This is a genomic window from Cupriavidus sp. 05N39 (assembly GCF_056397325.1).
Genome location: NZ_JBFTNE010000016.1, coordinates 60,262 through 75,259 on the forward strand (window position 1 = coordinate 60,262; position 14,998 = coordinate 75,259).

Sequence of the window (14,998 nt, forward strand, 5' to 3'; positions counted from 1 at the left end):
TTCCCGCCTTACTTATGCGCGGCGCCGAACCATTTCTGGATCAACTGCGCATAGGTGCCATCGGCCTTGAGCTTGGCCAGGGCGGCATTCACCGCGCGCGTCAGCTCCGGCGTATCCTTGCGCACCGCCATGCCGTACTCCTCGGTGGTCAGGGCTTTCTCGACCACGCGCATACCGCCGCGCGCCTTGACATATTGCATTGCGGCGGGCTTGCCGGTCACTGCCGCATCCGCGCGGCCAATCTCGACCAGGTTGAACATTTCCTGGTTCTTTTCGACTTCCACGCGCTGGACCTGCGGATAGTTCTCGCGCAGGAAATTGACTGACTTGGTACCGACCTGCACGCTTACCTTCTTGCCATTGAGATCCGCCGGGGTATTGATGGCGGTATTGCCAGTTTTAACCAGCGCGACCAGGCCTCCGGTGTAGTAGGGATCGGTGAAATCCACCACCTTGCGGCGTTCCTCGGTGATGTAGATGCCGGACACCGCCATATCGAAGCGGCGCGAGATCAGGCCGGGGATCAGCCCCTTGAAATCGATGTCGGTCCATTCGACGCGCTTGCCCATCGTCTTGGCGAGCGCTTCGACCAACTCGACATCGAAGCCCGTGCGCTTGCCGTTCTCGACGAATTCCATTGGCGGGAAGGTGGCATCAGTGGCCACCCGCAGGACTGCATTGTCCTGGGCTCGCGCCAGGCCGGTGGCCAGGCTGAGGCCCATCAGGCCAATAAGCAGGCATTTGCGTCGAAGATTCATCAGTCGCTCCTCTCGTAGGTATTGGATTTCGTACTGGTTATTGCGTATTCGGTACCGGGCGCCAGGGTGCCGGGTACTAGAAGGCCTGGAGTCCGGCCGAGACTCTTCCTGCGGCCGACCTCGTCATCTCGATCAGGAGCGGCTCGCGCCCCTGCGTGCGGGTGGCCGGCGCCATCAGCGTGATGGAGCCGACCGCCGCTGTCTTCTCGCGCCGGCGGAACACCGGCACGCTGACGCCCCATACGCCGGCATCCACCTCGCCCTGGCTGACTGCATAGCCGGCCCGCTCGATGCCAGCAAGTTCGTCCAGCAATTGCTCTGCCTGCATGGCGTCCATATCGGGCAGGCCAAGCACGATGCGCCGGCGTGCGTCCTCGTGCATGAACGCAAGCAGGGACTTTGCCGACGCCCCCGCTCGCAATGGCACGCCGCGCCCCTTTTCAAATGAGCAACGCAGCGACTGCCGGCTCTCAATCATTTCCAGGCAAACCGCCTGATCCTTGGCCGCCACCACCAGCCCTACGCTCTCGCCGGTTTGCTGTGCCAGCCATTGCATTTCCGGCTGCGCTTCGCGCGCGAGGTGCGAGGCCATGTCAAAGCCAAGCGCCAGCTGCAGGCTGATCGGACCGGGCGCATATCGTCCGTCCGACTCCAGCACGAAGCCCCATTTCTTGAGCAGCACCAGTTGGCGATACAGCGTGCTCTTGGGCAAGCCGGTGGCAGCGCCCAGTTCGCGCACGGTCATCGGCTTGCCCTGCTGGGCCAAGGCGGCGAGCACGAACAGCACGCGATCCGCGCCAGCGGCGGGGTAGTTGGTTTCGGGGGCGTCGGTTTCGATCTGCATGGGACGAGAGCATGCGCGCGTTTTCCCGAATATCAAAACTGCGATTCCCAGCTCTTGGGAAAACGTGCCTAGGATTTACCCTAGCATCGAAATGGTTCTCCGCTTGCGTCCTCACCGGGGTTCTCCCGGATCCACTTCCCATGCCATGTACACGTCAAGCGCCAATCGCGGCGAAGAACGACTACCTGCGCGACATGGACGCAATGTCCCGGGCAGGCCTTGCGCCTGCCGGGTCAAGGGAACCCCTGTGGCAAGCCTCGCACCGCGCCGGCCCACGTGCCGGCCGCGGATCAACTCAACCCGTCCAGCACCAGGTGCTGTCCATGGATAGCCTGCGCGGCGTCCGAGGCGAGGAAGGCAATGGCGCGCGCCGCCGCCGCGGTCGAGACCCAGTCGCTCGGGTCGGCGGCCGGCATGGCCGCGCGGTTGGCATGGGTGTCGAGGATGCTCGGCGCGATGCTGTTGACGTTGACGCCGCCCCTGCGCACCTCGTGCGACAGGCTTTCCACCAGACGCTGCAGCGCGCTCTTGGACGCGCAATAGGCCCCCATCGCGGCGGCCCCGCTGGCCGCGCCGCGCGCCGTGACCGCCACCACCTTGCCTGCGCCCTGGGCAAGCATGGCGGGCACCAGGTGCTGCGTGACGGCAACCAGCGACCAGGCGTTGAGATCCATCATCCGCATCCAGGACTCCCGGCTGAGCGCATGGACGGACTCTCCCATCTCGAAGCCGCCAGCCACGTGCACCAGTACGTCGATACCCCCAAACGCATCGAGGATGGTGCGTGCCGCCACCGCCATGCTGTCCGGCGAGGTCACGTCGGCCGCCAGCAGCAAATGCCAGTCGGCGGCCTCGGGCACCGGTGGTTGTGCCCGCAGGGCGTCCACGCCCCGGTCGATCAGGGCTAACCGGGCCCCCTCGTCCGCGAACGCCTGGGTGACGGCCCGGCCTAGCGCACCGGCTGCGCCCGTGATCACGATGCGGCGCGGGGATGCTGACGAATCCATGGTGTTCTCCTGTGTCGTCGGGTAACGGATAGAGACAGACAGAGAGCGAGATGCCAAGGGCAGGCCCTGGCCGGACCGGCACCGGCTCCGCGCGCCCTCTCCAGCCTCCTAGTCACCATAGACCGCCGGCCTTCGCCTGGAAACCCGGCCCTGCACATTCGGGATGCCCACCCCCTGGCAGGCGGGCCGGACGCCACTGGACAACCCTGTCCGGAAACGTTGCAGAATCTTACAAACGATAATCATTATCATTTACAATTCGCCGCTTTAGCCACTCCCGCAGTACGATGCTCTCTCGCCAACTGATTGCCCCCGTTACCCTGGGTTGCCTGCTCTCCCCCGCCATGGCGCAGACCGCCACGGACGCCGTGCCCACCTTGCCATCCGTCACCGTCAGCGCCGCCGAAGATCCGCGCACCGATACCGGTTTTGCCACGCGCAGGGCGGCGAGCGTGACGAAGTCCGGCACCTCGGCGGCAGACAGCGCGCAATCGATCACCATCATCACGCGCGACCTGATGGACAGCCAGCAGGCGCAAACCCTGGGCGACGCACTGGGCAATTCCGCCGGCGTGGTCACCAACGTCTACGGCCGGCGCGGCTGGGACGACTTCATCATCCGTGGCCAGCGCGCGTCGGAATCCGTGTTCGTCGATGGCCTGCTGGTCGAGAGCAACAACCGCGTGGCGCAGGAACTGTTTGGCGCCGAGCGCGTGGAAGTGCTGAAAGGCCCTGCCTCGGTGCTGTTCGGCAAGGTGCAGCCGGGCGGCATGGTCAACATCGTCAGCAAGCGCCCCAGGCCCGAACTGTTCGGCGAACTGGGGCTCACGGTCGGCAACTACGGCCTGCGCCAGGTCACGGCGGACGTCGGCACGCCCTTGTCGGAAAACGGCAAGGCCGCGCTGCGCGTAAACGCCCTGGCGATGAACAGCGACGACCCGACCGACTACGTGTACTACCGCAACCGCTATATCGCGCCGTCGCTGTCGCTGGACCTTGGCGCGCGCACCGACCTGACCCTGCTGGCGAGCCATAACGAGCGGCAATACGTGCGCCAGCAAGGCTTGCCCGTGAACGGCACGCTGACCGCCAACCGCAACGGCACCCTGCCCAACAGCCGCTTTATCGGCGAGCCCGGACTGGCCCCGTACGACGGTGAACAGAACCGGCTGGGCTATGCGCTGACCCACCGCTTCGATTCCGGCTGGACGCTGAACCAGAATTTCCGCTGGCAGACGCTGTCGCTGACCGGCACGCTGGTCTCGGCCGGGACCATGGCTGTCAACAGCCAGTTGCTGAACCGCAGCGGCACGCAGCAGGACTTCTCCGGCACCACCATCGGCGTGGATACCAACCTGCAGCGGCGCTTCGACCTGACCGGCACGCAACACGAGATCACGCTGGGCGTGGACTACAACCGCAGCACCGAGAGCCGACTGCAGCGCACCTGCAAGGTCGCGGCGCTGAACGTCTACCGGCCGGTCTATGGCGCGGCCGTCAATTGCCCCAGCGCCTATAGCCTGAGCGCTGAAGACAACGTCAGCGCGCTCGGATTCTACGTGCGCGACCAGATGCGGTTTGCCGGGCGCTGGCTGCTGACGGCCGGCCTGCGCCACGACACGGCCCGCACCGGCAGTACCGACCGCCTGCTCGGCGCACGCACGGAAGACACCGCGCGCGCTGTCACCGGCAACGCTGGCCTGATGTTCGACCTGACCACCTGGGCGCGCCCCTATATCAGCTACGCCACCTCCTTCCTGCCGAACAGCGGCACCGACGTCAACGGCGGCACCTTCAAGCCCGAGACCGGCCGGCAGGCCGAGCTTGGCATCAAGTTCGACCTGCCCAACAAGAGCGGACTGCTGACGCTGGCGGCATTCGACCTGACACGGCGCAACGTACTGAGCTCCGACCCGGTCAACACCGGCTTCAGCATTGCCACGGGCGGGCAGCGCACGCGCGGGCTGGAGGCCGAGCTGACCGCCGATCTCGGCGGCGGCTGGAGCCTGGCCGGCGCCTATGCCTATATCGCCAGCGAGGTGACGGAAGACACGGTCGCGGCCAATGTGGGCCAACCGCTCAACAATGTGCCGCGGCATAGCGTTTCCCTGTGGGGCACCAAGCATTTCCGCGGGGCGCTGGCGGGCTGGTATGCCGGCGCCGGCATGCGCGCCGAGAGCGCCAAGCGCGGCTACAGCTTCAACTACACGGTGCCCGGCTATGCGGTGGCGGACCTTGCCGTGGGCTACGCGGCATCGCACTGGAAGGCCGCGCTCAACGTCAAGAACGTATTCGACAAGGCGTACTACGCCGGCGGTCTCAACAACAATGTGCTGCCGGTGGGCAATCCCCGCACGGTCATGCTCAACATCGGGCTCAACTACTAAGCGAGCGCTACGCCGCCAGCAGGTTTTCGATCAGGACCGCCACATGCCGCACGGCCACATCGTCGTCGCGGCGGATATGCCAGGCCAGGTGGAGGGCAAACCCCTCCACCGCCACAGGCGGCGCGAAGGTTGCCAGCGCTTGTGCGGGACCCGCCGGCAGGCAGCGGCTGGGCAGCATGGCGATCAGGTCGGAATCCGCCAGCAGCGGCGGCACCATCATGAAACTCGGCACCACCATGCCGACGCGCCGCGACAGGCCCAGCGCGGCCAGCGCATCGTCCAGCGGCGTGCGGCTCTCGCCACGGCCGGATACCAGCACGTGCGGAAAGTCCAGCCAGCGAGCCAGGCTGAAGCCGGCGGCGGCCGGATGGCCGGCGCGCATGGCTACCACATAGTGCTCGCGCAATAACGGGCGACACCGGAAATCCGTGCCCGGCGCGGGAAACACCGATACGGCCAGGTCGCTGTCGCCCCGCGCCAGGGATTCAAGCGCGGCGTCCGCGCCCTGCCAGGGCTGGAGCACCAGGTTCAGGCCCGGCGCGCTCGCGGCCAGCTGACGATGCAACTGCCTCGCCACCAGCACGGCGGGATGGTCCGCCATGCGCACGCGCACGGTCTGCGACAAGCTCGCCAGATCCACCTCCGGCGCGCCGATCACCGCGGCCACCGACGCCAGCGCCTGCTTCAGCGGCGCCCGCAAGGCCTGCGCCCTGGGCGTCAGTTGCATGCCGCCGGGAGCACGCTCCAGCAAACGGTCCTTGAACAGGTGGCGGCAACGCTCCAATGCGCTGGAGGCAGCTGGCTGGGACAGGCCAACGCGCTGGGCGGCCCGCGAGACGTGAGCCTCGTCGAGCAACGCATCCAGCACCGTCAGCAGGTTGAGATCGATCGCGCGTAAATTCATGAAACGGATAATAAAACATACAAACTATCCATTGGAGTAATTTCACTCCGGGCGCCATTCTTGCGGCATGGCCACTGCATCGCCACTGCATCGCCACGGCAGGACCAACCGGAGCCAACCATGCCCAAGACCCTGATTCTCCTGTTCCACCCCCGCTTTGCCCATTCCAAGGCCAATCGCGCCTTATGCGCTGCCGCCGCCACGGTCCCCGGCGTGGAAATCGCCGACCTCTACGCCTGCTACCCGGACGGCGCCATCGACGTGGACGCCGAGGTGCGCCGGCTGCGCAACGCGGACCGCATCGTGTTCCAGTTCCCGGTCCAGTGGTACGCCACGCCCTCGCTGCTCAAGGCCTGGCAGGATGCCGTGCTGACCCGCATGTTCTATCTCGCCTACGACACCGAAGGCCGCGCGCTCGAAGGCAAGCCCCTGCTGGTGGCGGCTACCGCCGGCAATGTGCCGCACGCTTATACGCCTGCCGGCGTGAACCTCTTCCCGCTTGCGGAACTGTTGCGTCCCTTGCAGGCAACCGCGCATCGCTGCGGCCTGCCGTGGACGGAGCCCTTCCTGCTGTTCGAGGCCGGCAAGCTGGGCAGCGATGCGCTGGCGGCCGCGGGCGAACGCTACGCGGCACGATTGGAGCAGTGGGATTTCGGGTGCGGGACGGATGCCCCGTCCCGGTGCAGAGCCGCCTAGCCAGCGGGCCCAAGATCGTTCAAGATGCGGGCTCGCCGCCCGCCGTAGCGTACGGGCGGCCATTCCCCCCAACCCCAACGACGCGGGCCGGCGGCAGGGATCGCCCTCGCCCGCCCGCTCGTTGGCACGCTTGAACGCCTGAGAGTCGCAATTGCCGCTGAACCGCCTGAAACAGAGTGCCACCCTGATCGCCGTGCTGGCGCTGATCGGGTCGATGGCTTCGCTTTGCATCGGCACGTCGTTTGCCAAGAGCCTGTTCACCGCCGTGGGCGCGCAGGGCACCACGGCGCTGCGGGTCAGCTTTTCGGCGTTGATCCTGCTGTGCGTGTGGCGGCCCTGGCGAATGCCGCTGAGCCTGGCCAATGCGCGCGTGATCGCGCTATACGGCGCCGCGCTGGGCGCCACCAACCTGCTGTTCTATATGTCGCTGCGCACCGTCCCGCTCGGGCTGGCGATCGCCATCGAGTTCACCGGGCCGCTGGCGGTCGCGGTATCGTCGTCGCGGCGGGCCATCGACTTCCTCTGGATCGCCTTCGCCGTGGCGGGCCTGCTGCTGCTGTTGCCGCTCGGGCAGAACGTGGCCAACCTGGACCCCGTCGGCATTGGCTACGCGCTGGCAGCGGGCGTGGGCTGGGCGCTGTACATCATCTTCGGGCAGATGGCCGGCAACGCGCACGGCGGGCAGGCCACTTCGCTGGGGCTGACCATGGCATCGCTGGTGGTGCTGCCCTTCGGGCTGGCGCATGCCGGCACCGCCATGTTCAGCCCCTCGCTGCTGCTGGCCGGACTGGCCGTGGGCCTGCTCTCCAGCGCCATCCCCTATTCGCTGGAGATGGTGGCGCTCAAGCGGTTGCCGCGCCGGACTTTCGGCATCCTGCTCAGCATGGAACCGGCCATGGGCGCGCTCGCCGGGCTGGCGTTCCTGCATGAGACCTTGAACGCGCAGCAATGGCTGGCCATTGCCAGCATCATCACAGCTTCGATCGGCTGCACACTGACGGCGGGCTCGCGCAAGCGCGCCACCGCCGAGGCCTAGATCAGGCCACCGCCGCCCGCGGCTCGCCGACAGCCTGCCCGCTTAGCGCCAGGCGCACCTCATAGAGCAGGACGTCCTCCGGATTGCGCCGGGCGGAGAAACCGAACTCGCGCATCAGCGCCAGCATGCGGCGGTTTTCGCTCAGCACGTCGCCGCGCAGCAGGCGCAGCCCGGCGCCAATGGCGGCATCCCGCAGGCGCTGGATCAGCCGGCGGCCGATGCCCTTGCCCTGCCAGTCGTCGGCCACCGCCACGGCGAACTCGCCAACCGCGTCACCCGTCACCACGTAGTTGCCATTGGCGACGATCACCGGCACCCCGTCCGCTTCCGCCGTGACCACCAGCGCCAGGCCGGCTTCATTGTCGAGGAACAGGTCGATCACCTCGTCCGACACGCGTCCGCCGGTCAGGAAGCGGTAGTACCTGCTCTCGCGCGACAAGGCCTGGACAAAGGCCCGCTCCCGCTCCGCATCGCCTGCGCGCACCGCGCGAACCACCACCCGTTCACCGCCGCTCAGCAGCCAGGTTTCCGCGCATTCCGGGCACGCTGCGTGCGGGCCGCTCACRGACGGGCGGGCTTGGCCGGCCAGGCTGAGGTGGTGGATGGGTTGCATGTACGGCTCCTAACTTCATATTTCATAGCCAGGAGTATAGGCAATACCCTGACTATTGCAAATGAAGTTAGCCTGCTATGCTGAATCCATGGATCTCACTGCCCAAGAACTCCGCAACTGCTCGATTGCCGCGACCCTTTCGCTGATTGGAGAGAAGTGGACGATCCTGATCTTGCGCGACGTCTTCCACGGCGTCCGGCGCTTCGACGAATTCCTGGAGCGCCTGCAATGCTCCCCCGCCGTGCTGTCCGCAAGGCTTAAGACGCTGACCGAGGCAGGCATCCTGCGCAAGGTGAGCTATCGGGAACCCGGCGAGCGCGAACGATTTGAATACCGGCCCACGCGCGCTGCGGTGGAGTTGCTGCCGGTGATCATTGGACTGATGCAGTGGGGCGATCGTCACATGGCCGCCAGCGGCAAGGGGCCGGTGGAGTTGCACACCCGCCCGGAGCGGCGTCAGGTGCGTGCCGCGCTGGTGGATGACGCGGACCAGCTGGTGCGGCCCAACGATATCGAGATTTCGCGCGCCAGCCGGCAGGCAGAGTCTGCGGCTGACGTCAAATCCCTGGAAACGCCAGCAGCGCGGGCATAGGCCTTGGCACCGGGCGCGGGGGAAAGCGGCCCGGTCAGCAGCGCCGGCCGTCAATCCTTCAGCCACCAGTCCAACAGCGTTTCGTCCTCGGGATTGTCGAGATTCCTGTAGATGTTCGCGTAGTACCACTGAATCCCGGTCTGCTCGCAAAACCGGTCAAAGACATCGCCGATTCGATTCATTCCGCTTTAGCTGCACGGATCAAGCGGCTGCCCAGGTCGACGAGCCGCTGTCGCCTTCGGTAGAGCCGATAGTCAAGCTGCCAGCTCAGTTGACCGGCCGGGGCTCGGGGAAGGTCCAGGCACCCGAGAGAATCTCCGCGCGAGGCCGGTACAGGCGCACCGTGTAGTTCCAGCCAGCGACAATCGGCACGCAGTTGGGCACCTGCGTGTCGCAGCCGCCGAACTGGATCGGGATCGAACCATCGCTGCCTTTCTTCGCCGTGAGGTTGTTGATCGTATAGGCGCTGGCGGGATTCTTCTGGAAGTAGCCCTCGGCGTTGTAGACGCTCACTGACCAGAACGCATCCACTGGGACATCCTTGACATTGAGCTGATAGACGGTCCCGCCGTCATTCCTGGCGGGGGTGATGTTGAGATAGGTGGCGTCCTTGTCGGGATTGCCGCCCCAGGCTGCCGCTGTGCCGATCAGGCGCCGTACCGGATCGACCTCCTCCTTCGTGCCGAACGCCTTCTTGAAGTCCGGCATCGTCGAAGACAGTACCAGGAGGGCATCGCGGACTTTCTTCTGGCTGACCGGATCCCAGTTGGGCGTTTCGAGCTTGCCAGGCGCTTTCTGGCTGACCTTGATAGCGTCCTGCAGGGCGTGGACTTGCTTGATGTCGTTCGGGCTGCTGGGGTCGACGAGTGTGCGGATCGCGGTGACCACGTAGCGCGTGCCGACGTTCTCGCGAGTCAGGGTATGGGTGCCCGCGCCGTAAAACACGTTCGGCACGTAGTGGTCCTCATTGATGACCTGCATGGACATGAAGCGCTTGCCCGGGTCCGGCAGGGTGATGGTCACAGGGCCGGCGTCAAGGTCAAAGACGCCGGACGAATAGAGGGTGTCGCGATTGAGGCGGATCACCGTCTGATGGTCGATCGACGCAGGCTCCCGGCGATGAAGCAGCTTGCCCACACCGCCCTGCCTGGCAAGTCCCCCGACATACATATCGGTCTCCGCACGGATGAAGTTGTCGACCGTAACGGGAACAGGGGCGCCACCGGGGTGCGTCGCCGCAGGCTGCGATTGCGCGGTGCCAAGCGTGGCGAGGGTGGCGCATATGGCGCAGGCGGAGGTTAGTGTTGCTCTCATGAAAGATTCCATTCGTTTGTTCGCGATCGTACATTTACTTAACGGCAGCGCCACTATCGAACCTGGTCACGCCTCATCAATCGACCCGCTTCAATTGTCGTCCTGAAGCGCTTCCTGGCTGCCGTCTCCGTGCCGCAAGACCTCACAGAAGAAGCCCCATCTTCGGTGGATACCCCATAGGTATGCCGACCAAGTGGACTCGCGCCGCTGTCGGCGGAGCGAACTGGCAATCATCCATGAGCGTACCGGAAGACGAAGTCGCCCGTAGTCAGCGTTTTCGCGGACCGAATTAGATTTTCTTGCAGGCAGCGGAATGCTGGCCCGAACAAAGAAAGTCCAACCTGCGGCCATCTGCACAGTCGAATTTGCTTCGCTCAACATGCTCCGTCATCTGGTTTGCGTTGTCGCCGCAAGTAACTAGCCATTGCCGCAAAACGACGGCGCGTTTCCAGTTCGAATATCCGCGCGGCGACAGGATCCAGAACCCGACCAAGAAATTGAGGCCGTAGCCTGATATTGAATGTGTAAGTGAGCTCCGACATGCCATCCGCAAGATCGCGGTGCCGCATCGACGCAGCCCAAAACGCGAAAGGACCAGTGGGAGCAACGATGACCGCTGCTGCAATGCTGGGCGGAGCATAGCTGACAAATCGCGTTCGCATTCCAAGGAGTCTCTTCCAGCCGCAGCCAAGGTTCGTCGTTACCGCTCCGACGTAGGGATGGGTGCCTCCGCCTTCCACATATGCCACCGACAACAAGGTGTCCCATAACAGCCGCTTCTCGTGATTGTGAAAAGCCTCGAATGCTGCGGCGGCCGATGCCGGCATCGTCAGCACCATGCGACGCTGAGCCATTTTCAGGACTCCTCGATTGTCGTTCGGATTCCCCACCGCTGAAACAGCGGTCCAAATTCCGAGAGGTGAAGAAACCCGGTGCAAGCGAAGGCACCGCGCGCAGTGAGTTTCCCTGCAAGGATTTTTCGCGCGACAAGGATAGCTGCCATGCAGGGTATTTCCGGACCGCTTCTGTCCGGCGCGCACAAATGCCACTCAGACTCGCCCGCGGTGCCATCGAGGCGGGTTCCGGTGACCCTTACCAGCATGCCGCCGTTTTCGCTGCCGAATCGATCAAGGAGGCTGATGGAAACCCGATTGAGCCAGGGCGCACTCCGCTCCAGTGGAATCCGCATCCCGCGCCTGCGCATTGCAGCCGCCAGCCACAACGCCATATGCTGGATTCGCAGCTCAAGCGCGGCGTGAAACTCCACAGTGCGGACACTGGGGTAGCGTAGCGGGAACAGTTCGAGGTCCGGGACATCGCATGCCGCCGCCCAACGGGTTCCCAGTCCGGGAAATCTGAGCACGCGTAGGTCTTGCCAGCCGTGCGCGGCTTGCCAAACGCCTTCCTTCAGGCGACCGATCGGCGAGCCAGCATAGCTGAAGACGGCCTTGAGCGTCGCCGTGCCCCTGGGCGCCTGCTGACCTGGCGCGATTGCCATGCTGATGCTGTCGACGCGGGAGTAGCGCGCGGCAAGCATGTCTGTGACCGCGGAGGACAGGGCAGGCACGCTGCTGGCACCGCTAATCGCACAGACTTCTGCTGCGCGCGCTCTGGTATCAAGGCATTGTGCGAAGTTCGCGACGAAACGCCTGCCGTCGGAGAGGTCCACATAATGCGCGCCGACGGCACAAGCCGATTCGGCAACGCGGTAGTCCTGCCCCTGGAACGGTCCGGCGCAATGTATCACGAGCTCTGGTTGCAGCTTCGCAAGCTTGTCCGGAAAGTCGTCGGCCTGGATGTCGATTTGCGCGGTACGGACAGACGCACAGTTCACTGTGATCGTGCTTGCGGATTGGGTGGCATGCCGTCCGGCAGCAATAATCTCATGACTTTCGTCTTCTGACAGGCTTCTGCAGATTCGCGCGCCAAAGTTGCCTAGCCCACCTAATACAACGACCCGCATGATGTCGCTCCTGGCTCTTACCCGGCGTCAGCCCATTTCGTCCTCCAATGGAGGATGCATCGTTCGGCAATTGATGTCAGGTCCATGCCTGATAGGTTAGTTATGCCAGTAATTTCTGTCAATAGAGAAACAAATGGCAGGAAATGGTCAGTCAACGCCCGGCCATGAGGATGCACTTCATTTGCACCGAATCCAGCTAGCCAACGGCGGATTGTTCGGTTTATCTCACCTTCGCTAGATGAAAGGTTAGCGGCCGGTTGAATCCACAGCCGGTTGCAGCCGTCCGATCCAGCGGCAGTTCACTGAGCGGCGGGTAGCAGTTGCGAATGTTGAATCGACGTAGACGGTATCGTCGGGCTCGGAGAGGCATTTTTTGGTCCACGTAGACTTTCCCGCCCCCTGCACGCCAAAGACCATGACGATTCGTCGCGGGCGGCCTTTGATCGCCGTGGACAAATCTATATACAACCGCTCCCAGGCCGCGGCGTTGCGCTCGGCTGTAAACCCCGGCCAGCATCGGTCTGCAAGTAGTGGTCGGGATTGAGGTGCATGGCACGCCTCCATTCTCGGCATTGAAACTTCCTGATCTGCTCACGGGCACCAGGATAACCGAGGAGGATTCGTGACTGGCGACGCCTCAAAAAACGATTGCCAGCAATTCACGGGGGGGTGGCTAAAATAACCGCCCGAGGACTGACTGGAGCAAACATCAATGCAACTTCTCGATCATGCTTCGATAGGCGTGCCCGACCTGGCCGCAGCGCGTCCGTTCTACGACTCGGTCATGCGAGCGTTGGGGGCAAGGAAGGTCTATGACCGCCCTGATGCGCTTGGCTACGGCGAGCGCTGCACGTCCGGCGATACGGTATCGACGTGCGTTGCGGTCTCTCTGGACCCGGGCAGGATCGAAGCAAACAAGCGGCACTGGTGCTTCAAGGCCGCGTCCCGCCGACAAGTGGACGAATTCTTCGCGGCAGGCATCGCCGCCGGGGCACGTTCGGATGGCGATCCGGGCCTCCGGCCTGACTACCATAGCGAATACTACGCAGCATTTCTCTTCGATCCGGCGGGCAATCGCGTGGAGGCGGTGTGTCATTCGGCCTCGGATTGACAGCGGTGCCTGCAAAAGCGGGGAGTGAGGGCCAAACATCACATGATGTAAAACACCGTCGGGCGACTGGAACATCATTTGGCGCACCGCGCAGGGGCCGCATCGCCCTGCTCCAGCGCTGAAATGAGCCTGGACGGCCTCAAGCCGCCCATCCCCTGCACCATCCCCACGCACCGCCCCGCCCATTGCACTGCACCATGACCGTGCCGCCCCGCCCCACCTCGGCGCATCCGGTACCCGCCTGACGCGCCCTCGCAGCGCAAAACCCCCTGCATCCATCACAAACCGCCCTGGCACACCGCTTGCGTAACAAGACCCGAGCGGACCAACGGCGGCCCGCTCACCCCACACAGGGTAGCAGCGGTCTTCACCGCTGCCACCAGGACAACGGCGTCCCCTGACCCGGTCTTATGACCGGCTCGCGGGACGCCATTTGTTTTTATGGAGCCATGATGACCGGCAAAGCCACCCGCATCGAACTGCTAAGCCTGCGCACCCCGCAGATGCGTGCCTTCCACCTGACGTGGATGGCGTTCTTCGTATGCTTCTTCGCGTGGTTCGCTTGCGCGCCGCTGATGCCCGTCCTCAAGGGCGAGTTCGGCCTGACCCCCGACCAGATTGCCAATATCAATATCGCCGCAGTCGCGGTGACCATCCTCGTGCGCCTGGCCATCGGCCCGCTGTGCGACCGCTTCGGCCCCCGCCGCGCCTATACCGGCCTGCTCGCGCTGGGCGCGATTCCCGTGCTGGGCGTGGCGATGGCGCAGAGCTACGAGGCCTTCCTGTTCTTCCGCCTGCTGATCGGCGCGGTGGGTGCCAGCTTCGTCATCACGCAGTACCACACCTCCGTCATGTTCGCCCCCAACGTGGTGGGCACCGCAAACGCGGCTGCGGCTGGCTGGGGCAATGCCGGCGGCGGCGCCGCGCAGGCGCTGATGCCGCTGCTGCTGGGCGGCGTCCTGATGCTGGGCGTGAGCCACACCATGGGCTGGCGCCTGGCGTTGCTGGTGCCGGGCGTGCTGATGCTGATCATGGCGGTGGTCTACTGGCGCTTCACGCAAGACTGCCCGCAAGGCGACTTCAAGGACCTGCGCGCTCGCGGCATCGCCATCGACAGCGGCAAGAAAGGCGGCTGGGCCAGCTTTGTCGCCGCTGCCGCCAACTACCGTGTGTGGATGCTGTTCATCACCTACGGCGCCTGCTTCGGCGTGGAGATCTTCATCCACAACGTGGCCGCCACCTATTACGTGGATCGCTTCGGCCTGTCGCTCAGCAGCGCCGGCCTGGCCGCCGCCAGCTTCGGCCTGCTCGCCCTGTTCGCCCGCGCCCTTGGCGGCTGGCTGTCGGACAAGGCAGCGCTGCGCCGCGGCCTGGACGCACGCTCCACGCTGCTGTTCGCGCTGATCCTGGGCGAAGGCCTGGGCCTGCTGTGGTTCGCCCAGGCGCATAGCGTCGCGGCGGCCATCGTTGCCATGCTGGCCTTCGGCCTGTTCACCCACATGGCCTGCGGCGCCACCTACGCGCTGGTGCCCTTTATCGATCGCAAGGCGCTCGGCGGCGTGGCCGGGATCATCGGTGCCGGCGGCAATGTGGGCGCGGTGGCGGCCGGCTTCCTGATGAAAGGCCTGGGCAACCTGCAGCAAACGCTGACCGTGCTGGGCGCGGTGGCCATCGTCTCGGCCCTGTGCGCCATCGCCGTGCGTTTCTCGGCCGAGCACAAGGCCAGCGAGCAGGCGCTGTTCGACAACGCCCTCGCCGGCTCCGGCTCCTGAG

Annotated in this window: 15 protein-coding genes; 6 read left to right on the forward strand and 9 right to left on the reverse strand. The window is 64.9% G+C overall.

What is annotated here, in order from left to right; genetic code table 11:
- Nucleotides 1–8 precede the first annotated feature (8 nt).
- The 3 genes from AC1DN0_RS10485 to AC1DN0_RS10495 all read right to left on the reverse strand — a co-directional run bounded on the left by AC1DN0_RS10485 (nt 9) and on the right by AC1DN0_RS10495 (nt 2,609).
- Complete coding sequence (locus tag AC1DN0_RS10485; RefSeq protein ID WP_441629469.1) at nt 9–758, reverse strand: glutamine ABC transporter substrate-binding protein; 750 nt, start codon at nt 756–758, stop codon at nt 9–11.
- 76 nt (nt 759–834) lie between these two features.
- Nucleotides 835–1,602: an IclR family transcriptional regulator gene (locus tag AC1DN0_RS10490; protein ID WP_441629470.1), complete on the reverse strand. Its 768-nt coding sequence runs from the start codon at nt 1,600–1,602 to the stop codon at nt 835–837.
- 290 nt (nt 1,603–1,892) lie between these two features.
- Entirely contained in the window at nt 1,893–2,609 is a 717-nt protein-coding gene (locus AC1DN0_RS10495) for an SDR family NAD(P)-dependent oxidoreductase (protein ID WP_441629471.1), read from the reverse strand.
- 287 nt (nt 2,610–2,896) lie between these two features.
- Here AC1DN0_RS10495 and AC1DN0_RS10500 point away from each other — a divergent pair, with 287 nt between their 5' ends.
- The gene (locus AC1DN0_RS10500) at nt 2,897–4,996 is read left to right on the forward strand and encodes a TonB-dependent siderophore receptor (RefSeq protein WP_441629472.1); all 2,100 of its coding nucleotides are present in this window, start codon (nt 2,897–2,899) and stop codon (nt 4,994–4,996) included.
- Between the two features lie 7 nt (nt 4,997–5,003).
- Here the strand turns inward: AC1DN0_RS10500 and AC1DN0_RS10505 are convergent, their stop codons facing one another.
- Nucleotides 5,004–5,900 (reverse strand): LysR substrate-binding domain-containing protein, encoded by an 897-nt coding sequence (locus AC1DN0_RS10505; RefSeq protein ID WP_441629473.1) that lies wholly within the window; start codon nt 5,898–5,900, stop codon nt 5,004–5,006.
- Between the two features lie 120 nt (nt 5,901–6,020).
- Between AC1DN0_RS10505 and AC1DN0_RS10510 the strand changes: the two genes are divergently transcribed.
- Together AC1DN0_RS10510 and AC1DN0_RS10515 are read left to right on the forward strand one after the other, a co-directional pair.
- A complete protein-coding gene (locus AC1DN0_RS10510) occupies nt 6,021–6,596 on the forward strand; it encodes an NAD(P)H-dependent oxidoreductase (protein ID WP_441629474.1) in 576 nt (191 codons plus the stop codon).
- Between the two features lie 151 nt (nt 6,597–6,747).
- A complete protein-coding gene (locus AC1DN0_RS10515; RefSeq protein ID WP_477102734.1) occupies nt 6,748–7,632 on the forward strand; it encodes an EamA family transporter in 885 nt (294 codons plus the stop codon).
- Between the two features lies 1 nt (nt 7,633).
- Here AC1DN0_RS10515 and AC1DN0_RS10520 read toward each other — a convergent pair whose 3' ends face one another.
- Nucleotides 7,634–8,245 carry a GNAT family N-acetyltransferase gene (locus tag AC1DN0_RS10520; RefSeq protein ID WP_441629476.1) on the reverse strand — a complete coding sequence of 204 codons (612 nt, stop codon included), beginning with the start codon at nt 8,243–8,245 and terminating at the stop codon, nt 7,634–7,636.
- Nucleotides 8,246–8,333: 88 nt separating this feature from the next.
- Between AC1DN0_RS10520 and AC1DN0_RS10525 the strand changes: the two genes are divergently transcribed.
- The gene (locus AC1DN0_RS10525; RefSeq protein ID WP_441629477.1) at nt 8,334–8,837 is read left to right on the forward strand and encodes a winged helix-turn-helix transcriptional regulator; all 504 of its coding nucleotides are present in this window, start codon (nt 8,334–8,336) and stop codon (nt 8,835–8,837) included.
- A gap of 50 nt (nt 8,838–8,887) precedes the next feature.
- Here AC1DN0_RS10525 and AC1DN0_RS10530 read toward each other — a convergent pair whose 3' ends face one another.
- The 4 genes from AC1DN0_RS10530 to AC1DN0_RS10545 all read right to left on the reverse strand — a co-directional run bounded on the left by AC1DN0_RS10530 (nt 8,888) and on the right by AC1DN0_RS10545 (nt 12,114).
- Nucleotides 8,888–9,019 (reverse strand): hypothetical protein, encoded by a 132-nt coding sequence (locus AC1DN0_RS10530; RefSeq protein ID WP_441629478.1) that lies wholly within the window; start codon nt 9,017–9,019, stop codon nt 8,888–8,890.
- Between the two features lie 85 nt (nt 9,020–9,104).
- The gene (locus AC1DN0_RS10535) at nt 9,105–10,151 is read right to left on the reverse strand and encodes a DUF1254 domain-containing protein (RefSeq protein WP_441629479.1); all 1,047 of its coding nucleotides are present in this window, start codon (nt 10,149–10,151) and stop codon (nt 9,105–9,107) included.
- Nucleotides 10,152–10,525: 374 nt separating this feature from the next.
- A complete protein-coding gene (locus AC1DN0_RS10540; RefSeq protein WP_441629480.1) occupies nt 10,526–11,005 on the reverse strand; it encodes an SRPBCC family protein in 480 nt (159 codons plus the stop codon).
- 2 nt (nt 11,006–11,007) lie between these two features.
- Complete coding sequence (locus tag AC1DN0_RS10545; protein ID WP_441629481.1) at nt 11,008–12,114, reverse strand: saccharopine dehydrogenase family protein; 1,107 nt, start codon at nt 12,112–12,114, stop codon at nt 11,008–11,010.
- 712 nt (nt 12,115–12,826) lie between these two features.
- On the opposite strand from AC1DN0_RS10545, the gene AC1DN0_RS10550 reads away from it, so the two are divergent.
- Entirely contained in the window at nt 12,827–13,225 is a 399-nt protein-coding gene (locus AC1DN0_RS10550; RefSeq protein ID WP_441629482.1) for a VOC family protein, read from the forward strand.
- Nucleotides 13,226–13,677: 452 nt separating this feature from the next.
- A complete protein-coding gene (locus AC1DN0_RS10555) occupies nt 13,678–14,997 on the forward strand; it encodes an MFS transporter (RefSeq protein ID WP_276287139.1) in 1,320 nt (439 codons plus the stop codon).
- Nucleotide 14,998: the final 1 nt, after the last annotated feature.